Below are 18561 nucleotides of genomic sequence, written 5' to 3'. Positions count from 1 at the left end.
CGGTAGCGTCCCGCTGACACTGTGCGTGCGACGGCGCGGCGGGGTTTGGGAGTTGCGGTCGGGGCGCGGGATGATCGGCACCATGACTGTGGCGCGACCGACCCGGATTGCCGATGCGGCGATCGCCGTGATTGCTGAGCACGGCCTGCGCGGCCTGACGCACCGGGCGGTGGACGAGGCCGCAGGCCTCCCGGTGGGCTCGACGTCGAACGTCGCCCGGACGCGCTCGGCGCTGCTCGAGGCGGCGCTGGTGCGGATCGCCGAGGTGGAGGCGGCCGGCATGCTGGGCGACGTGCCGACCCGGCCGGTCGGGGACGGCGCGGCGGCCCGGCGACTGCTGGTGCAGGTGGTGGCGGACGGGCTGGACCAGGCGCTCACCCCGGCCGGGCGAGTGCTGACGGTGGCCCGGATCGAGCTGGCGCTGGAGGCCGCCCGGCGGCCCGAACTCCGGTCCGTCTACGACCGGTTGGGCGCCGGCTTCGTGGAGGTCGCGGTGCAGTTGCTGCGGGCGTGCGGCTCGGCGGAGCCGCTCGCGGACGCGCGACGGCTGGTGCGCTGGTGCGAGGGCGTGCTGTTCAACGCGACGGCGGGCGGCGGCCACGCGCACCCGCCCGGCCGCGCCGAGTTGGCGGCCGACGCCGAACGCTACCTGGCCGCCCTGCTCGACGGCTGAGCGGCGGACGTCCGGTGGCCGTCGAACTGCCCGAAGGATCCTGGTGGGACTGGGACGTGGTCTCTTGGGACCCGTCCCGCCTGGTGCTGGGCACGGGCCACGACCTCACGTACCACCATCTGCTCGAACTGCGCTTCGACGAGCCCGAGTTGGTGACCTGCCCCGCAGCCTTCCAGGATCCGGCCTTCCGCGACCCGACGCCGGCCGAGACGGCGCGCGTCCAGCGCCAACTCGGCGCGCTGCCAGCGGTGTTGGTCGCCTTCACCGCCGACGCGGGCGGCGCGGATCCGGCTGACGGGTTGATCGCGGCCGGTCGGCTGACCATCGTCCGGGGGACGGTATTCCGGTACTGGCGTGGGGAGTTGGCGCCGGGTGAGCGCCACGCGCCGTGGGTGCGGCCGCCGGTGGGGTGAGACTCGCTGCCGCGCGCATTCGGGAGCGGGAGCCCCAGTTGGTGAAATCCCCGGGCGAGGCGGGCCCGTCGGGCGTTCGTCATCGGCACGCGTCGCGGAACCGGCGCAGCCGGGGTGAGCGGATCGCGGGCAGTCGGACCAGGGTGTCCAGGAAGGCCCGGTGGTGGGCGGGCAGCGGGCACCAGGGGTGCGGCGGCAGTGGGTAGTCGTCGCGCAGGACGCCCGGCGGGAGCACTCCCGTGGCGGGCATCGGCGAGGTCTCGCCCGGTCCGGCGAGGTACGCCCAGACTCCGCTTTCCAGCGGCACCACCGTCGCACCGCCGTCGGACGGTTGCCACGGCTCGCCCGTGCCGGGGTGGCGGGGGACGAGCAGGACGTCCGGGCGGGGTTGGGGCTCGGGGAGGCCCGGGCCGGCCAGCCCCACCGAGCGGGTGTCGGGCCCGGGCGGGAGGTAGCGCGCCACGGCGTGGCCGAGCAAGTCGGCGACGGGGCCGACGGGGAGGGCCACCGGCCGGTTCCCGGTGGCCACCACGAGGTGGGCCAGCGCGACGCCAACCGCGGCCTCCCAGCGGCGGCTCCACGACCCGTCGGGTTCGACGGGCGGGACGCGATGCTCGGCACGTTCCAAGTCCGCCCAGCCGGGCGGTGGTTGGGCCGGAAGCCCCGAGGGGCGGCGTACGACCGCGTCGGGCTCCAGCCACACCGTCTGCCACGAGCCGCAGTCGTCGATCCGGGTCGCTACGGCCCGTCCGCACCCCGTGCAGGCCAGATTGGGCCCGTCCCGGCCGTCCACGCCCCGGCAGTAGCCGGCGCACTTCTCGAGGATCAGCGTCATGGACCGGGAGTCGCCGGGCGCGATGACGATTTGGTTCCGCGCGCCGAAGGACACCGAGTACACCGGCGCGTACACCCCCTGCCGGGCGGCCGCCTCAGCCCCGACGTCCTCCCACAACCGCCAGGGCGGCCCGATGGGCCGGGGCTCGACGGCGTACGTCGCCGGCTCCATCAGCGGAGGATGAAGCTCCTCCCAGCCCCCGTGGTGGGTGTGAACGGGCAGTGCGACCCGGGACATCGGCGCCGTCAGCTCGGTGCCGCACCCGGCACACGCGAACACGTCCAAACAAGCTCCCTCTCGCTGCGGTTTCCCCGGGATTTTGCCCCGTTCACGGCGGAGGATCCAGTGGATTGATTTGCCCCGTCCCCACCTGCACCGGACCGGCGGACACGCCGAGCGGGGGCGCTGAGTGAGGGCGCCGGGAAAACGCGATGCCGCCCGCCCTTCGCCGGCCATAGGCTGCGCCTGGCGGAGTGCCCGGGAGCAGGGGAGAGGCGTGAGGAGCGAGGAACAGGCGGCGTGGGGGCGGGAGTTCCCGGCTCGGTACCTCCTGGTGCGGGAGGGCCCGGACGGCGACGGCGTGGACCGCATTTGATGCTCAAGGCCGGTCCGAGTGGCTGGCCCTCACCCGAGTCGGCCGCTACGGTCCCGGCCGCAGCGGTGGGACGTATCACCTCGACGGACAGCACGCCACCGACCCGACCAGCCTGCTTCTGGCCCTCGGCGAAGCCCTGCTCGGACCGGGCGCCAACTACGGGCGCTGCCTGGATTCGGTGAAGGACTACCTCGGCGGCGGCCCCGCCGTCGTTCCCCCGTTCACCCTGGTCTGGCACAACGCCGAGATCGCCTGCGGTGCGCTCGCCGGGTACGTGCTGGACCACCGGACCGGTGACACCCACTTCGACGTGACCGTGGAGCTGCTGCGGGAATACGGCGTGACTGTCGAACTGCGGTGATCTGGGCGTGAGTTGATGCCTATCCGTAGCGGTGCTCAGTCCTCGGCGTCGAACCACTCCTTGTCGGCTGCCCAGTGGGCGACCCGGCCGGCGAAGCCCGGGGTGGCCGTGGTCCCGCCGAACAGTGCGCCGAACGGGGTGGCGCCCTCGCCGTCGACGTACCGGACGTGATCGCGGTGCTGTCCGGTGACGATCAGGTGGCAGTACATGTCGCAGCCGTTGGTGCCGAGCACGACCGAGCCGTGCTTGAAGACCGGCTCGATCGCGTCGTCGAGGTCCTCCTCCGGAGCTTCCTCGTCGTCCTCCCGCACTCAGTGCTCTTCGAGCGGAAACGCCCGCGCCAGCACCAGCTTTCGCCGGTTGGTCCCCCAGCCAGCGGGCAACTCGGCGACCGGCACCAGCCCGTAGAACGGCGGCCCGACGGGCGAGCCGTCGGCGATCTCGGCGACGAAGGTCCGGTAGGGCTCCGGTAGGACGACGCCGTGCTCCGCCTCGAAGGCGTGCACACCCGCCCAGCCGAGAGCGCGACTGCCTCCGGCGGCGGCGAAAGCGTCGCGGAGGGCGGCGAGTTCGGCCGGGTCAGGGTGTTCTGTGTGCGTGGGGCATGAATAGCGGACGGCACCGACACTCAGCGGAGCGGGCGGGGTGCGGGACAGTGGGTGCTCGCTGTGGCTGCGGCCTGGGTAGACCGTCGCCCTGGCGCTCGACGTGAGCACAGTGGCCTGTGCGGCGCGTCGAACGAACGATTCCTGGAGAGGCCGGCCCGCTGTTGCTGAGGACCAACTGGTGCTCGCGTGAAACGGTTGTGCGCCGGTACAGCTGCCAGAGGCTGACAGCGCCGACCTGCTCGACGTGCACTCTCCCGAGGAGCCGCCGAACTCCAGTGTGCTGCATGGTCGTTGTGGTAGCGGTCGTCAAGTTGGTGGGCGATCGGGTCAGCCCGCCGCGTGGGCGAGGGGTGGGGCGATGGCCTGGGCGTCGGCGTGTTCGCCGAGCCAGAGGCCGATGAAGAGGGCCGCGGTGGCCTTCAGGAGGTGGGCGCGGGAGAGGGGGCCGGCGTGGACGGGGGTGCAGCCGAGGTCGTGGACCAGGGTGGCGGTGTGGGCGAGGGCGTCCGGGTGGTCGCCGCAGAGGGGGACGGCGAGGGGGCGGCCGTCGAAGACCGGGGGTCGCCGGCGCCAGACGTCCTCGTGACAGAGGTTGAACGCCTTCACCACCCGGGCGTCGGGTGCGGCCTCGGCCAACTGGTGGGCGGCGGACGGTCCTTGGCCGGTGAGAAGCTGGAAGCCGGGGCCGACCGGGTTGGCGCAGTCGATCAGGGTGCGGCCGGCCAGCGCGTCGCGCAGCTCGCGGACGACGCCGGTTCCCGCTTCGTACGGCAGCGCCGCGAGCACCACCTCGCCGGCCTCCGCCGCCGCGCGCAGACCGGCCGGGCGGGCGCCGTGGCCGATCCGGTCGGCGAGTCGGCGGGCCTTGGCCGCGTCCCGGCCGCCGATGGTGACCCGGTGACCGGCGCGCGCCCACTGGGTGGCGAGCGCGTCGGCCATCCGGCCGGTCCCGAGAACGCCGATCTTCAGCGAGGAATTCATCAACTTTCCATTCTGTGCGGGGTTCGACTGATCTCCTTCGACAGTACGGAGCCGGCCAGGCACCATTCGGTACGTGACGACGACCAACGACTTCCTCGCCGACTGCCGAGCCCGGCTCGCCTTCGACCTGCTCTCCAATACCTGGAACGCCGTGGTGCTCTGGTCCCTGCGCGACGGCCCGCGCCGCCCCGTCGAACTGCGGGAACGGATCGGCGGCATCAGCGCGAAGGTGCTCACCGAGACACTGCGCCGCCTGCAGTACCACGGCCTGGTCGAATGTCACCCGCAACGCCCCGGCGTAACATACGAACTGACCGCACTGGGCCGTACCTTGCTGGCCCCGATCGACGCCTTCGGGGCCTGGGCGTTCGAGCACGGCGACGAGGTACTGGCCGCGCAGGAAGCGGCGGAGGGACGATCGTGAACCAGGTGCAACCAGGAGTTGCGGAGATCGCGGACTGGCTGAACGCCGTCGCCGAGGGCCGGGTCGACCGGGACGCGGCGGACCGGTGGGCCGGGCGGTGGGTGCTGGACGATGCGCTGGAGTGGGACGAGGCGTCCTGGTGGGGGCTGAACAAGCTGTTCGGCATCGATCTGCGCTCCGGGCCCGGTGAACCTTACCTGCACGATGACGAGCAAGTGCGGGGCTGGGCAGTGGAGTTGGTGGAGCGGGGGGCTCGCGCGGGGGAGTGAGAGTGAGGTTCGGCCTGCTTGCCCACCGCTGAGCGCTGCTCACGTTTCACCGGGCGACGGTCCACCGAGTGGTGCACCCGGGGTCGGTGACGGCGTGGTGGGCGGGTAGTCGTCGAGTGGTGGTCCGCTGGGAGCAGGGGCTGTGCTGGTCCCGGCGAGCAGGACGCTGCGCCGAGGCGTTGAGCGGTGACGGTCCGGGGCGCTGCGTTTGGTGTTCGCGCGACGGGCGGTGACCTCCCGTTGGTGCTCACTGACGTGCCGCCAGATGCTGCGGGAGGTCACCGGCGCGATCGTCTTGATCGGCAGCGCGGTGATCAACTGGGCCTGGCTGTGCGGAACCCAGCCGTCGCCGTGTTCGGCCAGGGAAGGGCGGGAAGGGAAGGGGGCGGTGTACGGCGTCAATTGCGAGTGCCCGGCGTCTGCAGGGGTCGGGTAAATGCCCTGGTCGTGCGGGCACTTCCCCGGCCTCAGTGACATCGGGCCGGGGCCGTTCGGGTGACCCCCCCGCAGCGACGTGTGCGGACGTGGAGCACGCGGTTTCGCGGCGAGCGCTATGCCGGGCGGTGCGGTGCGGTGCGGTGCGGGCGGCGCGGACCGAGCGGGAGAAGGGTGAACTAACTGATGGTCCGTCGGTATGGAATGCGGGCCGAGTCGGCAGGAACCTTTTGACGGGCGGTTAGGTATCGGGGCAGTCCACTCAACCCCGTCCACTGCAGTCGGGCCCGCCGCCACCGAGTGTGCCGCCCGGCCGGGATCAAGAGGAACTTCCATGGCACCACAATTCCGAGGCACCGCGATGCTCGCGGCCGCCGCAATCACCCTGCTCGTTGCCCCCACCGCCGCCGCGGTCGGCGCCCCGGTCAGCCCCTCCGACTCCACCGCCGCCGACACCACCGCCGCCAAGCCGAACGCGGCCCCTGCCAACACGACGGCTGCCAAGCCGGGCGCAGCCCCTGCGGGCACCACGACGGCGGCGAAGCCGGGTGCGAAGCCGGCGAACGGGACGGCTGCGAAGCCTGCCGGCACGACGGCGGCGAAGCCGGGTGCGAAGCCGGCGAACGGGACGGCTGCGAAGCCTGCCGGCACGACGGCGGCGAAGCCGGGTGCGAAGCCGGCAAACGGGACGGCTGCGAAGCCTGCCGGTACGACCGCGGCCAAGCCGGGCGCGAAGCCTGCCGGCACGACGGCGGCGAAGCCGGGTGCGAAGCCGGCGAACGGGACGGCTGCGAAGCCTGCCGGTACGACTGCCGCCAAGCCGGGCGCGAAGCCGGCCGACACGGCGGCGGCGAAGCCGGGTGCGAAGCCGGCGAACGGGACGGCTGCGAAGCCTGCCGGTACGACTGCCGCCAAGCCGGGCGCGAAGCCTGCCGGCACGACGGCGGCGAAGCCGGGCGCGGCTCCTGCCGGCACCACGGCCGCCGAGCCGAACCAGTTGCCCGCCGACACGACCGCCGTCAAGCCGGGTGCGAAGCCGGCCGACACGACGGCCGCCAAGCCGGGCATGGCGCCCAACAACGGCACTGCTTCCAAGCCGAACCTGTTGCCCGCCAAGAACAACCTCAATCCGGGCATGTCGCTGGACAACATCATGGGCATCAAGCCCGGTCACTCGACCGGGTTCGGTGACGCTTTCAAGTTCGCCGGTGTCAAGACCCCCAGCGGCATCCAACGGCCGGGAGACGTGGCCACACCTGGTGGCGTCCCGATGGCCGGTGAGGTTGCTACGCCCGGCGGGGCGCCCGGCGCGGGCGGCGTTCCCGGGAGCCAGGAGGCCAGCTCGCCGGTCGCGCTCCGGCCCGTTGACAAGGTCTACCCCGCGCTGCCGCCGCCCGGCCGACTCGTCCACGGCGAACCCGTCGAGCGTGCCGCCGCCGCGTCCGGCCGTTGACGTACTGGCCGCCCGGTAGTCCCGTCCACGGAGGAGCCGCCGAGGAGCTGCGGATGCGGGTTCGGGGCGGCAACGCCGACGGGCAGTTCGGTAGCGGCAATGCCAATTCGCCGAGGAGCGGCCAGAGTTCGGTGGCCGACCTGCCCGGGACCGAACTCGAGAAGGTCACCGTCGTCGGCGTCAACGAGATCGCTGCCCCCGTGACAGGCGACTTCGGCCTCGCCAACTGAGGCCCCGCGGACGGAGGTTGGAGGCCCGCACCGTCGGACGGTGCGGGCCTCCCGCGTTCCTGCGGCAGTTCGGGCGAGCGCGGCGTCCGGGCCGAGGTGTGCGGACGCGGCTCCGGGCGGCATCGCCCCGGCCGGCCCCCACCGCCGCGTCGCCGCAGGGCTGCGTGCCATCGCAAGTTCCGCACCGCGGCAGCATGACGACCCGGTCGGTGAACTCCTCACCGCGCTCTGCGCGCGCGGCCTGCTGCTGCCCCCGTACACGGGCAGCCTCGGAACGCCCGAGACGAGGAACGCATCACCACCGCGCTGCGCCTGCTCCACTCCTGGCGGTGCCTTCCCGGCGAGGCGCAGGCTGCGCTCAGCCACGTGACCAAGGTCCGGTCTGCGGCGTGAGCGCCGACCGGTCCTTGGTCACGCCATCTGGATCGGGACTACCTGAGGTCGAGGCGGGCGCGGATCAGGTTGGGATCGGTGCCGGTGGAGTACGCGGCGCTGCCGATGTAGGCGGTGCGGCCACGAACGGCGACGGAGGTCGGGTTCTGGAGGCCGTCCGCCGCGGTGAGGACGGTGGAGTGGGTGCCGTCGGGGTTTACCAGGATGACCTGGCTGGGCCCTTCGACGATGGCGGCGAGGATCTGGTCGCCCTCGCCGGTGAAGTCGAAGTCGTCGACGGGACCGAGGCCGGTGGCCCGGGTCTCGACCGCGCCGGCCCGGCCGCCACGGCCGATGGGGACGCGCATGATCGTGCCGTAGGAGATGTTGGTGACCCAGACCGCGCCGCCGTGCACCTTCAGACCGTTGGCGCCGATGTCGTCCACGGTCGGCGCGAATTCCGGGGCGGTGGCCCAGCGGGTGGCGGTGCCGCCGGCCGCCGGGACGGTCCAGATCGTGCTCAGGTTCGAGTCGGCGATGTAGAGGGTGCCGGTGCGCCGGTCCAGCGCCATGCCGTTGGGCAGGCTGTCCGCCGGAAGGGAGACGAGGTGCTCGGGTGCGCTGCTGCCGGGCGTCAGCCGCCAGACGCCGGTCATGTCGGCGCTGCCCGCCGCGTACAGGACGTACAGGGTGCCGTCGTTGCCGCGGGCGATGCCGGTGGCGATCGGCTGACCGAAGACCGGGGTGTGGACGCCGCCGTCGGGCGGGGTCGGCAGGGTAGCCAGAATGCGGGTGCGGCCGTCGAGGTCGACGTGCGCGACCTGGTGGCTCACGGAGAACGTGATGTCGGCCGAGCCGTCCGGCTCCAGAGCGATGTTCTCCACGGTCTGGCCGGCAGCCGCGTCGAAGTGCGCGACGAAGCGCGCGTGATTGACGTCGGTCACCGGGGCGGCGGCCGCGGCGATCGTCGAATCGACGGCGGTCACGGCGGAGGCCGGGCAGGCCAGTGCCAACGTGAGCCCCATGGCGGCCGCCGCGATTCCCGTGGCGGCTGCCGATCCGGACGTGATCTTCATGGACAAGTTCCTTTCCCCCGAACGAAGTTGTGCCACGACATCATGTGGGACGCTACCTCCTGGGTGTCGACGGCACACAGCGAAGCGGGTGTCCGGATGGTTCCGAAGTATTCGGAACGGGTCGCCCCGGTATCAGGTCACTTCTGGTGTGACTCCAGGGAATCGTGCGGCAGGCGGTCGGGACGAGTGATTCGAAGAAGTTCGAAACACGCATGCCCGACGGGCTGTTGACTTGCACGGCGGTCGGTGCGCCGGGCCGGGCGGGAGAAGTGGGGCCGATCGGGCCGGCGATGGTGGGCGGTCGAGAATTCGGGTGATCCGGCGGTGGGGTCGTGCGAGCATCGGCGGGTGATCGACTGCGACGAGGAGCTGTACGGCCCTCGCGCGGGTGGTGGAGACCAGTGAGAGCTGCCCGTCGCAGTGGGATGCCTGGACGACCAGCGGCCAGGCATGGCGGGCTGCGGCCGGGGCCGATTTTTGGTCGTCGCGGCAGGTCATGGCCTGGCATTCTGTGCGGGCCGCCTTGGACCGTTCGATGGGGAACACATGAGCTATGACCTGGAGTAGGTGGAGTTGCCCGAAGCGGCAGCGGAAGCACGGACTCGGTGGGAGTCCTGCACCGCCCGTGGCCTGACCTGCGATCACGTTCCGAGGTGCTCGGAGTCCTACTTCTCGCTCACGGCGCCGTTTCAGTTCCAGCTGAACCTCGCCGGGATGGCGGTCTGCCGGGACGCGATGCGCCGCACCGGCATGACCTACCAGGCCGAGCAACAGCCTTTTCCTGCCTGGCCGTTCAAGGACATCGAGGACTGGCGGTCGGCCGACCAGGCCCGCCGGGACGCCTACAACGCGGCCGAGCGGGCCGCCTCGGCCCAGACCGTGGCCGGGCACACCGGGATTCCGGAGTTCAAGCTGCTGAGCAACGGCCCGTGGCTGGTCGGCTCCCAGGAGATCACGCAGGCACTGGACCGCTACGAGGAGGAACCGGCCGACGAGCGAGCCGAGTTGGAGACCGGCGATCTGTGGCGCGAGTGGCTCGGGTGGCTGCGCGAGACGGCGGCCCATGGAGGCTTCACGGTCGACTGAAGTCTGCTGCGGGTCCGGGCTCGGGGCTTCCGGAGTGTGGCCAGAACCGGTTGCCAGGGCGGGAGATGGGCCGTCGTAAGGTGAGGGCGAGCCGAGACGATCAAGGAGTTGACCCCATGCCGGACGAGATCGCGCTGCGCCCCGTCACCGCCGACGACCTCGACCTGTTCGAGCGTGAGTTCGGTGGGCCGGAAGGTGTCGGCGCCTACCAGTGGTTCGGCTTCCGTTCGGCGGACGGGTTGCGGCGGCGCTTCGCGGAGAACGGCCTGCTCGGTGCGGACGGTGGCGTACTCGCCGTTGCCGAGGCCGGGCGGACGGTGGGGCGGGTCGAGTGGTTCGCCGGGAGCTGGGGGCGGCCGGAGACGTCTGCGTGCTGGACGCTCGCCATCGGCCTGGTCCCGGCGGTGCAGGGGCGTGGTGTTGGCACCCGGGCCCAACGTCTGCTCGCCGACTACCTGTTCGCCCACACGCGTGCTGAGCGGCTCCAGGCCTGGACGGACTGCGCCAACGTTGCAGAACAGCGGGCCCTGGAGAAGGCGGGCTTCTCGCGCGAGGGCGTCCTGCGTTCCGCGCAGTGGCGCGACGGCCGGTGGCACGACCAGGTGATCTACTCGCTGCTCCGCACGGACTCCTGATCGGTCGCGGTCACCGGGCGGCGCATGCACACCCGGTCGGAGAGGTCGAGGCCGAACGCGGCCTCCTCGGTGAGGACTTGGCACAGCCCGGGGGTGAGGTCTTCGTTCGGGAGTTCGCGGAAGCCGAGGCGTCGGTAGTACGACGCGTTCCACGGAACGCTCCGGAACGTCGACAGCGTCAGAGCGGCGAGCCCGCGCCCGGCCGCCCACCCCGCGACGTGGTCGATCAGCTCGCGGCCCACCCCCCGGCCGGCGGCCGCCGGATGGACGCTGACCTGCTCGACGTGGGCACAGCCGTCCAGCAGCCGGACCAGTACGAACCCCTGCGGGCGGTCGGTGTCGTCCACGGTGACCCAGAGCTGCCCGAGTTGCTGGTGCGGGGCGAAGTCCTCCGCGCGGGGCGGCGGGTTGTCCGCGATCTCCGCCATGCCGATGCTGCGGAAGGCTTCGCCGGCGGCGAGTTGGAGGGCGGGCAGTGACGGTAGGTCGGTGGGTGTGGCGAGTCGAATGGGCGGTGGTGGTGAAGTGGGTGGCATGGGGGTGACTTAACCATGCGGCGGCAGGCGAGGATCTCCTCGGGGTGACGCCGATGTCGTACGCGAGGGGTCAAGGCGGGGGAGGTCGGTGCGGACGCGGTGGGCGCGGACGGGGTGGCGCCGGCGGCCGGCACCGTTTCGGGCGGTGCCGGCCGAGAGCTCCGGCTGAGCGGCTGCGTGCGGCGTCAGCGCGCGAACTTCTCGATGGCCTCCGGGGTGACAGGGGTGAAGAAGTTGACGAGATTGCCGTCCGGGTCGCGGAACAGCAGCGACCGGTTGCCCCAGGGCATTGTGGTGGGCCCGCTGACGAAGTCGGTCACGAAGCCGGTCAGGTTCCGGTGGACACGGTCCACGTCGTCGACGAGGAACTCGGTGATCACGCTGTGGTTGTCCGCCGGGCGGGCGGAGCCCGGGGCGAACAGTGGGACGGTGCGGGTGCCGGCGATCGCGAGGGTCGCGCCCGCGGTCGTGAGCTCGGCGAAGTCCTCGGTGGCCCATACGGCCCGCGCTCCCGTGGCCCGCTCGTAGAAGCCGACGAGTCGCGCGACGTCGCCGGTGATGATGCGGATCGAGACGAAGTTCATGGAAATCTCCTTGGCCGTGCTGAGGCGTGCACGTCGGAGGCTAGGAGAAATAGTGGACAGAATCGGTCCTGTATTCGCGTTAGGCTGCGGACATGCCCCGACCCACCGGCCGCGTGCTGACACTCCTGGAACTACTGCAGTCGGGCGGCACCCGCACGGTGGCCGAACTCGCCGACCGTCTCGGCGTCGAAGGACGCACCGTACGGCGGTACGTGGACCAGCTGATCGACCTGGACGTGCCCGTGGAATCGGTGCGAGGCCGCTACGGCGGATACCGGCTGGCGCCCGGTTACCGCCTGCCTCCGCTCATGCTCAGCGACGACGAGGCGCTGGCCGTGCTGCTCGGCCTGGCCGCCGGCCGCCGGGCGGGACTCACCACGGCGGAGCGCACGGCGAGCGAGACGGCGTCGGCGAAGATCCGGCGGGTGCTGCCCAAACACACCGCCCACCGGCTCGACGCACTTCTGGAAGCCCTCGCCTTCACAGATGAGCCCGGCGAGCCGGACCACCCGGACGCCGGGATCCTGCTCACCCTCGCCGACGCGGTGCGCTACTGCCGACCCGTCGCCATCCGCTACACCGACCGCGAGGGACGGCACAGCGAACGCACACTGCACCCGTACGGGATCGTCGCCCATGGCGGCCGGTGGTACGTGACGGGCCGGGATGCCCGGATCGGCGAGGACCGGACCCTCCGACTCGATCGCATCGCCGCCGCGAGGACCCTGCCCGGCTCGTTCGAAGCACCGGCTGGTCCGGATCCGGTACAGCGCGTGCTGTCAGGATTCGCCACGGCCGAGTACCGGCACGAGGTGACCCTGCGGATCCACGGGACGGCCGAGCAGATCCGCGCGCACCTCCCCGCCGCCGTCGCGAGCTTGGAGGAGCATGAGCCCACGGCCGGCCAGGACCCGGCTGTCGAGCGCTGGTGGCACGTCGAGATCCGGGCGCAGCGGCTCGACTGGGTGCCGCGGACACTGGCCGTGCTCGACCGGCCATTCGTCATCGAGCGCCCCGACGAACTACGCGACCGCGTCATCGCGCTCGCCGACCGCCTCGCGTCCCACGCCCGCCAAACCTGACAGTTGAGGCTACTTCTCGGCCGCAGGTGTGGACGGGCATCAGCCACGGCCGGGCCTGGACAGGTGTGCAGGGCTGCCCAGTTGGTGGACGGTGAGGTGGTCGGGCGGGAAGTGTTTTCGGCCCGCCAGGTGGGGTGGGGCCGTCGCGTCGGGAATGGTGAGGTGCAGCCGGAGGTGGTGGGGGAGCTGCGTCAGGTCGAGCGAGGTGCAGTTGTGGTCGGCCACCAGGGTCAGTTGTTCCAGGTCGGGGAACAGGCGGCGAAGGTGGGCGATCGGGTAGCCGGAAGGGACGTCGATCAGCGTCAGGTGATTGACGCCGGTCAGTGGTTCTCGTCCGGGCAGTGCGGCGGGGTCGGGGGTCAGCAGGGTGAGGACCAGCAGTTTCTGCATGTTCCGCAGGATTGCCCACAGCTCGTCGAACCGTTGCTCGGCCCGGACGGAGCGAATGGCGAGGGCCTCAAGTGGCAGGCTGCGCAGCGGAGTCAGGTCGTCCAGCTCCGGGCACTGGTAGAGGCCGAGACTGCTGAGGCGCGTCCACTGCCGGAGGAAGAAGATGTCCCGCAGCCCGGGGAGCGTCGACAGGGTCAAGTATTCGATCCGGTCGGCCAGCTGGCTCCATCGCCGTGGATCGACGGGCATCGCCGGTCCGCCGAGCCAGACGTGACGCAGCGTCGGGTGGCCGACCAGTGCGTCGATTTGCGCGGGCGACCGGAGCTGCACAGGGACGCCGGAGAGATCGGCCCGGTCCACCACCTGCCGGGCGAAGGTGTCGACCTCGAAGTGCGGCCACTGGTCGATCACATTCGGCAGCGGGTCCTCCTGCTCGGCCAGGGTCGCCAGCAGGGCGAGTGCGTCGGCCCCGCCGATGAGACCCAGGACGGTCGGGACCAGGGGGTGTGCTTCGGCCAGCAGGTCCGGGTCGTGCTCGGCGATCTCCCGTAGCAGGGGGACGAGTTCTTCTCCGACGCCGGCCAGCTGGAGGGCGGCGACCTCGCCGGTGAGGAGAGTGGGGAGGTGGTCGCGGAGCCGGGCGAGGACGGTGTCGCGGACCTCGCCGTCGAGTTCCGGGGCGCTCGGGAGGCAGGTGGCGGCGAGGAGATGGATGACGGGCCTGAGATGGTCGGGGGCGGCCTTCGCGGCGGCGAGGACGGCGGTGAGGAGTTCGGCGCGTTCGCGGCGGCCGCAGTGGCCGACCGTCATGCGGATGACGTCGCCCCACTGTTCGTCGGCGGCGTGGCCGGCCAGCAGGCCGAAGTCGCGTTCCTCGCGGAACTCCATCGCGGCCAGGTAGTCCTGGAAGGTGCGGTGGATGAACTGGAAGGTCTCGGGGCCGGTTTCGGTGATCAGGCCGGTGCGGTTGAGGAGATGGATGTAGGCCGGCTCGGCGTCGGTGTGCCGGGCGACGGCGGGCAGGTCGCGCAGGGCCTTGGCGAGCTGGGCGACGGCGTCGCGGCGATGGCCCTCGGACTGGTTGTTGCGCACCAGCCAGTGAGCGATCCGACGGAGCATCGCCAGCTGCTCCTCCTCGGACGCCTGGAGCTGCTCCGCGCCCTGCACCTTGCGGCCCTCGTCGCGCTTGACCAGCATCATCGCCATCGCGTCGCGGTACAGCGCCATCCGGTGACGCGGCAGTGCGCCGTCCGACTCCCGGTTCAGGGCGCAGATCATCGCGCAGAGCAGTGGGCTGTCGGTGAGCAGGGAGAGTTCCGGCACCGACTCCAGTGCGCGGAGCAGATCGGCCTGGTCCTGTTCGACCTCCTGCTGCCAGCGCCGCTCCTCCGCGTCGCTGTGCGGGGAGGCGAGGAGTTCGCGCAGGGCGGCTCGGTGCCAGCGTTCGATGAACTCGCGGCGGTCCTGACTGCTCATCGGACAGAGCAGCAGTTCGTCGAAGCCGAGGTGCGCGAGCCAGTCGCGGGGGACGGCGGAGGGGCGGACGGTGGCCACCGTCAGGAGGTCGGGGTAGTGCTCGAGGAGGCGTTCCAGCCAGCTCAGTGCCTCGTCGCGCTGCTCGTTCGGCACCTCGTCCAGGCCGTCGACGAGCAGGACGGCGCGGCCGCGGCGGAGCTGCCGGTCGGTCCAGCCGGCCGGTTGGCGGTCGGCGCACATTCGGTCGTCGAGGGCGAGGAACTGCTCGGGCCGGGGTTGCATGACGCCCTTGCGGTGCAGCTTGCGGAGTTGGAGGACCAGCGGGATGCGGTGGTTCAACGCGGCGAGGTCGTTGCCGAGCGTGCCGTTCATCGCGCCGACGGCCAGCCACTGCACGAGGGTGGTCTTGCCGGAGCCCGCCTCGCCGCGGATCAGCACCCGGCGGCGGCCCGCGAGGATCCGCTCTGCGCGCTGGGGGCCGAGGTCGGGACCGGTGGTCGTGGACCGGATCTCCAGGCTCAGATAGGAAGTGGTGAGGTCCCAGCCGCGGCGGCCGTGGCCGGTCGCCTGGCGAAGGCCGAAGATCCGGATCCGGCCGTAGTCCGCCTCGATGGCCTTCGCGTAGTCGCGTTCGAACCTGCGGTCGGCGATCTCGGTCACGGAGAGGCCTTCCGCACGCGGGAGTTCACCCAAGTGTTCGTACAGCGCCTCGCAGAAGCTGGGGTGGCTGAGCAACGCCGTCACCGTGACGAGCTCGAACTGGGAGTGTTCCCAGATGGCCGGCATTCGGTCCTGGACGGCGATGCCGAGCAGGTGGTCCCGGGCAACCGCGCCGGCACCGGACAGGCCCAGCCACGGTGAGCCGATGCCGCGTTGGGCCCGCGGCAGGTGCTGCTGGACGACCAGGACCTGGCGGCCGGTTCGCGTTCCGGCGGCCGGGGTCAGGGTGGCCAGTACCTGGACCGTGTCGAGGCGGCCCTCCTGGTCACGCCCTGCCAGCGGGAAGCCTGTCAGATGGCAGCCCAGTAAGGGATCGAGCGTGTCGAGGGTTCCCCAGCGCAGTGGTCTGAAGCGGGCTGCCGCGTCGGCGGGGAGCAGGTCGCGATCGGCGAGCAGCAGGGCGGCGTCGAAGCCGGCGGACCGCCAGACGGTGGTGCAGGGCGTCCAGCCGGTGCCGCTGCCCAGAACGGCGGCCTCCGGTGACGGCCCGCCGACATGGGCTGCCGTCAGGATCAGCCTCGGGCTGAGCAGGAAGCCGCTGCCCTGGGTGGCGCCCCGGACGGCCGCCACGTGGTGGGGGCGAAGAGCCAAGGTCAGAATCCGTCCCGGCTGCCCAGGTCGTCGTTGGAGATGTTGACGCTGCCGCCGGTGTCCGCGTCCTTCGGGGTCAGGGTGACGGACACCTTGTGGGTCCGCGTGCTCGCCACGCCCGCCTCGGTGTCGGCGGAGAGGACCCAGGCCTTGATGCCGGCCTTGGCGCGGGCGTCGCGCTTCAGTTCGACGGTGAAGTCGAGGGTGACGGGGCCGACTTCGAACTGGATGGCCTGGCCGCGGCCGCGTTCGGAGGCGTCGAGGAGTTCGAGCCGGATCGCCTCGATCGCGTCGGCCAGTTCGATGTCATGACGGTCCATTGTTCGCCCCCACGGCTCGGAGTGTTCGGGGCCGAGCGTAGGGGGTGAGGATGTCAACGGTGGTGCGGTTGGGTCAAATTGAGCCGAGGTACGCGGCGAGGTAGGGCGCGGTCGGGCTGGTGGGGGTGGCGGCGACCACCGGCGGGGTGCCGGTGGCGAGGATGCGGCCGCCGGCCTCGCCGCCGGAGGGGCCGAGGTCGATGAGGTGGTCGGCGGTGGCGATCAGGGGGAGGTGGTGCTCGGCGAGGAGGACGGTGGCGCCGGCGTCGACCAGGCGGTGGAGCTGGGCGGTGAGGACTTCGCTGTCGGCGGGGTGCAGGCCGGTGGTGGGTTCGTCGAGGAGGTAGAGGGTGTGGTGGCGGCGGGCGTGGTGCAACTCCGCTGCCAGCTTGACGCGTTGGGCCTCGCCCCCGGAGAGTTCGGGCGCGGGCTGGCCGAGGCGCAGGTAGCCGAGGCCGACCTGCCGGAGGACGGTCAGGATGCGGGCGGCGGCGGGGACGTCGGCGAGGAACGGGGCGGCGGCGTCGACGGTCAGGGCGAGGACGTCGGCGATGGTGGCGCCGCGGTAGGTGATCTCGAGGGTCTGCGGGTTGTAGCGGCTGCCGTGGCAGTCGGGGCACGGGTTCCAGGCGGTGGGGAGGAACAGCAGCTCGACCTCGATCGCGCCCGCGCCCTCGCAGGTCGGGCAGCGTCCGGAGGCGACGTTGAACGAGAACCGGCCCGCGTCGTAGCCGCGCCGGCGGGCCTCGTCGGTGGCGGCGAACAGTTTGCGGACGGTGTCCAACAGGCCGGTGTAGGTGGCCAGGTTGGAGCGCGGGGTGCGGCCCAGCGGGGTCTGGTCGACCGTCACCACCCGGCCCACGGACGGGTCGGTGGCCGCCGCGTCGGCGGCCGCGCCGAGCAGCGTCGACTTGCCCGCGCCGGAGACGCCCGTCACCGCGGTCAGGACGCCCAGCGGCACGTCGACGTCCACGCCGCTCAGGTTGTGTCGGGTCACACCGCGCAGGCGCAGCAGGCCAGTTGGGGTGCGGCCCCGGGACGCGGGCGGGGGCGGCGGGTCGAAGAGGAAGCGGCGGGTCGCGGAGCCGGGCACCTCGCGCAGGCCGTCCACCGGTCCGCTGTACAGCACTTGGCCGCCGCCGGTGCCCGCGCCCGGGCCGACGTCCACCAGCCAGTCCGCGCCGCGCACCACCGCCATGTCGTGCTCGACCAGGAAGACGGTGTTGCCGGCGGCGCGCAGCTCGGTGAGGACCTCGCGCAGCGCCTCGGTGTCCGCCGGGTGCAGGCCCGCCGACGGCTCGTCCAGCACGTACACCACGCCGAACAGGCCGGAGCGCAACTGGCTTGCCAGGCGCAGGCGTTGGAGCTCACCGGTGGACAGGGTGGGGGCGGCGCGGTCGAGCGAGAGATAGCCGAGGCCGAGGCGTCGCAGGGCGGCGAGCCGGTCGGTCAGGTCGGTGGTGAGCAGACCGGTCGGGCCCTCGCCGGCGGTGAACGGGCGCAGCAGGGCGACGAGTTGGTCGGCGGGCAGAGCGGCGAGCTCGGTGATGGGCAGGCCCGCGAACGTCACCGCCAGGGCCTCGGGGCGCAGTCGGCGGCCGTGGCAGGTCGGGCACGGGGACTGGGTCATGAACGCGGCGGCCTTGGCACGGGTCGCCTCGCTGCGGGACTCGGAGAACGCCTTCAGCACCAGGCGGCGCGCACTGCTGTACTTGCCCTGGTACGGACGCTGGATCCGGCCCGGCTCGCGCTCCGGATGGACGGTCACCACCGGCTGCTCGTCCGTGAACAGGATCCACTCGCGGTCGCGGGCCGGCAGCTCCCGCCACGGCCGGTCCAGGTCCTGGCCGAGCGCGCCCAGGATGTCCCGCAGGTTCTTGCCCTGCCACGCGCCCGGCCAGGACGCGACCGCGCCCTGCCGGATCGACAGCGACGGATCCGGCACCAGCGACTGCTCGGTGACCCGGTGCAGCACCCCCTGCCCGTGACACTCCGGGCAGGCGCCGGCCGGAGTGTTCGGAGAGAACGCGTCCGAATCCAGCCGCGCCGCGCCCTCCGGGTAGTCGCCGCACCGCGACAACAGCATCCGCAGCAGGTTCGACATGGTGGAGATGGTCCCGACCGAGGAACGCGAGGACGGCACCGAACGGCGCTGCTCCAGCGCGACCGCCGGCGGCATCCCCGTCACCGAGTCCACCTGCGGCGCCTCCACCTGCCGCAACAGCCGCCGCGCGTACGGCGAGACCGACTCCAGGTACCGGTGCTGCGCCTCCGCGAACAGCGTCCCGAACGCCAGCGAGGACTTCCCCGACCCCGACACCCCGGTGAACGCCACCACCGCCCCGCGCGGCACGGCCACCGCCACGTCCCGCAGGTTGTGCACCCGCGCGCCGCGCACCCGCACCATGCCGTCGTC

The 18561-nt window shown here is 72.1% G+C and carries 20 protein-coding genes; 10 read left to right on the top strand and 10 right to left on the bottom strand.

All coding sequences use genetic code 11. The annotated features are described in order from the left end of the window. Positions 1-82: 82 nt before the first annotated feature. A complete protein-coding gene (locus ACFYST_RS33630; RefSeq protein ID WP_387867937.1) occupies positions 83-673 on the top strand; it encodes a TetR/AcrR family transcriptional regulator in 591 nt (196 codons plus the stop codon). Between the two features lie 14 nt (positions 674-687). Further along, a complete protein-coding gene (locus ACFYST_RS33625; RefSeq protein WP_387867935.1) occupies positions 688-1086 on the top strand; it encodes a hypothetical protein in 399 nt (132 codons plus the stop codon). 79 nt (positions 1087-1165) lie between these two features. Here ACFYST_RS33625 and ACFYST_RS33620 read toward each other — a convergent pair whose 3' ends face one another. Then, positions 1166-2206, bottom strand: coding sequence for a hypothetical protein (locus ACFYST_RS33620; protein WP_387867933.1), 1041 nt, complete (start codon positions 2204-2206; stop codon positions 1166-1168). Between the two features lie 488 nt (positions 2207-2694). On the opposite strand from ACFYST_RS33620, the gene ACFYST_RS33615 reads away from it, so the two are divergent. Then, on the top strand, positions 2695-2877 hold the full coding sequence (locus ACFYST_RS33615; protein WP_387867930.1) for a hypothetical protein: 183 nt from the start codon (positions 2695-2697) through the stop codon (positions 2875-2877). 35 nt (positions 2878-2912) lie between these two features. Here ACFYST_RS33615 and ACFYST_RS33610 read toward each other — a convergent pair whose 3' ends face one another. The 3 genes from ACFYST_RS33610 to ACFYST_RS33600 all read right to left on the bottom strand — a co-directional run bounded on the left by ACFYST_RS33610 (position 2913) and on the right by ACFYST_RS33600 (position 4454). After that, a complete protein-coding gene (locus ACFYST_RS33610) occupies positions 2913-3188 on the bottom strand; it encodes a hypothetical protein (RefSeq protein WP_387867928.1) in 276 nt (91 codons plus the stop codon). Beyond that, on the bottom strand, positions 3189-3383 hold the full coding sequence (locus ACFYST_RS33605; protein WP_387867926.1) for a hypothetical protein: 195 nt from the start codon (positions 3381-3383) through the stop codon (positions 3189-3191). A 429-nt stretch (positions 3384-3812) separates the two neighbouring features. Continuing rightward, positions 3813-4454, bottom strand: a complete 642-nt coding sequence (locus ACFYST_RS33600; protein ID WP_387867993.1) for an NADPH-dependent F420 reductase — start codon at positions 4452-4454, stop codon at positions 3813-3815. A gap of 85 nt (positions 4455-4539) precedes the next feature. Here ACFYST_RS33600 and ACFYST_RS33595 point away from each other — a divergent pair, with 85 nt between their 5' ends. The 4 genes from ACFYST_RS33595 to ACFYST_RS33580 all read left to right on the top strand — a co-directional run bounded on the left by ACFYST_RS33595 (position 4540) and on the right by ACFYST_RS33580 (position 7277). Further along, a complete protein-coding gene (locus ACFYST_RS33595) occupies positions 4540-4890 on the top strand; it encodes a winged helix-turn-helix transcriptional regulator (protein WP_387867924.1) in 351 nt (116 codons plus the stop codon). Continuing rightward, complete coding sequence (locus ACFYST_RS33590; RefSeq protein WP_387867921.1) at positions 4887-5159, top strand: hypothetical protein; 273 nt, start codon at positions 4887-4889, stop codon at positions 5157-5159. The genes ACFYST_RS33595 and ACFYST_RS33590 overlap by 4 nt, the downstream gene beginning before the upstream one ends. A gap of 769 nt (positions 5160-5928) precedes the next feature. Next, a complete protein-coding gene (locus tag ACFYST_RS33585) occupies positions 5929-7047 on the top strand; it encodes a hypothetical protein (RefSeq protein WP_387867918.1) in 1119 nt (372 codons plus the stop codon). A gap of 53 nt (positions 7048-7100) precedes the next feature. Further along, entirely contained in the window at positions 7101-7277 is a 177-nt protein-coding gene (locus tag ACFYST_RS33580) for a hypothetical protein (RefSeq protein WP_387867915.1), read from the top strand. A 431-nt stretch (positions 7278-7708) separates the two neighbouring features. On the opposite strand, the gene ACFYST_RS33575 is transcribed toward ACFYST_RS33580, so the two are convergent. Beyond that, positions 7709-8725 (bottom strand): hypothetical protein, encoded by a 1017-nt coding sequence (locus ACFYST_RS33575; protein ID WP_387867912.1) that lies wholly within the window; start codon positions 8723-8725, stop codon positions 7709-7711. A 714-nt stretch (positions 8726-9439) separates the two neighbouring features. Between ACFYST_RS33575 and ACFYST_RS33570 the strand changes: the two genes are divergently transcribed. Further along, positions 9440-9811 carry a hypothetical protein gene (locus tag ACFYST_RS33570; protein WP_387867910.1) on the top strand — a complete coding sequence of 124 codons (372 nt, stop codon included), beginning with the start codon at positions 9440-9442 and terminating at the stop codon, positions 9809-9811. A 116-nt stretch (positions 9812-9927) separates the two neighbouring features. Then, a complete protein-coding gene (locus ACFYST_RS33565; protein WP_387867907.1) occupies positions 9928-10446 on the top strand; it encodes a GNAT family N-acetyltransferase in 519 nt (172 codons plus the stop codon). Here the strand turns inward: ACFYST_RS33565 and ACFYST_RS33560 are convergent. Both ACFYST_RS33560 and ACFYST_RS33555 read right to left on the bottom strand, forming a co-directional pair. After that, positions 10419-10982 (bottom strand): GNAT family N-acetyltransferase, encoded by a 564-nt coding sequence (locus ACFYST_RS33560; protein WP_387867905.1) that lies wholly within the window; start codon positions 10980-10982, stop codon positions 10419-10421. The genes ACFYST_RS33565 and ACFYST_RS33560 overlap by 28 nt on opposite strands. Positions 10983-11167: 185 nt before the next feature. Then, on the bottom strand, positions 11168-11566 hold the full coding sequence (locus tag ACFYST_RS33555) for a VOC family protein (protein ID WP_387640762.1): 399 nt from the start codon (positions 11564-11566) through the stop codon (positions 11168-11170). Between the two features lie 92 nt (positions 11567-11658). Between ACFYST_RS33555 and ACFYST_RS33550 the strand changes: the two genes are divergently transcribed. After that, positions 11659-12648 carry a helix-turn-helix transcriptional regulator gene (locus tag ACFYST_RS33550; protein ID WP_387867902.1) on the top strand — a complete coding sequence of 330 codons (990 nt, stop codon included), beginning with the start codon at positions 11659-11661 and terminating at the stop codon, positions 12646-12648. A 39-nt stretch (positions 12649-12687) separates the two neighbouring features. Here the strand turns inward: ACFYST_RS33550 and ACFYST_RS33545 are convergent, their stop codons facing one another. The 3 genes from ACFYST_RS33545 to ACFYST_RS33535 all read right to left on the bottom strand — a co-directional run bounded on the left by ACFYST_RS33545 (position 12688) and on the right by ACFYST_RS33535 (position 18552). Further along, positions 12688-15825, bottom strand: a complete 3138-nt coding sequence (locus tag ACFYST_RS33545) for an NACHT domain-containing protein (RefSeq protein ID WP_387867900.1) — start codon at positions 15823-15825, stop codon at positions 12688-12690. A gap of 2 nt (positions 15826-15827) precedes the next feature. Further along, a complete protein-coding gene (locus ACFYST_RS33540; RefSeq protein WP_387640770.1) occupies positions 15828-16145 on the bottom strand; it encodes a trypco2 family protein in 318 nt (105 codons plus the stop codon). A gap of 73 nt (positions 16146-16218) precedes the next feature. Continuing rightward, positions 16219-18552 (bottom strand): ATP-binding cassette domain-containing protein, encoded by a 2334-nt coding sequence (locus ACFYST_RS33535; protein WP_387867992.1) that lies wholly within the window; start codon positions 18550-18552, stop codon positions 16219-16221. Positions 18553-18561 lie beyond the last annotated feature (9 nt).

It is taken from the genome of Kitasatospora sp. NPDC004614, from assembly GCF_042873675.1.
GTDB lineage: Bacteria > Actinomycetota > Actinomycetes > Streptomycetales > Streptomycetaceae > Kitasatospora.
Note: the sequence above shows the minus strand (reverse complement) of the source record. Positions and strands in the feature narration are given on the sequence as shown.

Coding starts and splice junctions, on each gene's coding strand:
- ACFYST_RS33630 (WP_387867937.1), top strand. CDS start 83: ATGACTGTGGCGCGACCGACCCGGATTGCCGATGCGGCGATCGCCGTG.
- ACFYST_RS33585 (WP_387867918.1), top strand. CDS start 5,929: ATGGCACCACAATTCCGAGGCACCGCGATGCTCGCGGCCGCCGCAATC.
- ACFYST_RS33580 (WP_387867915.1), top strand. CDS start 7,101: ATGCGGGTTCGGGGCGGCAACGCCGACGGGCAGTTCGGTAGCGGCAAT.
- ACFYST_RS33575 (WP_387867912.1), bottom strand. CDS start 8,725: ATGAAGATCACGTCCGGATCGGCAGCCGCCACGGGAATCGCGGCGGCC.
- ACFYST_RS33570 (WP_387867910.1), top strand. CDS start 9,440: ATGGCGGTCTGCCGGGACGCGATGCGCCGCACCGGCATGACCTACCAG.
- ACFYST_RS33565 (WP_387867907.1), top strand. CDS start 9,928: ATGCCGGACGAGATCGCGCTGCGCCCCGTCACCGCCGACGACCTCGAC.
- ACFYST_RS33560 (WP_387867905.1), bottom strand. CDS start 10,982: ATGCCACCCACTTCACCACCACCGCCCATTCGACTCGCCACACCCACC.
- ACFYST_RS33555 (WP_387640762.1), bottom strand. CDS start 11,566: ATGAACTTCGTCTCGATCCGCATCATCACCGGCGACGTCGCGCGACTC.
- ACFYST_RS33550 (WP_387867902.1), top strand. CDS start 11,659: ATGCCCCGACCCACCGGCCGCGTGCTGACACTCCTGGAACTACTGCAG.
- ACFYST_RS33540 (WP_387640770.1), bottom strand. CDS start 16,145: ATGGACCGTCATGACATCGAACTGGCCGACGCGATCGAGGCGATCCGG.
- ACFYST_RS33535 (WP_387867992.1), bottom strand. CDS start 18,552: ATGGTGCGGGTGCGCGGCGCGCGGGTGCACAACCTGCGGGACGTGGCG.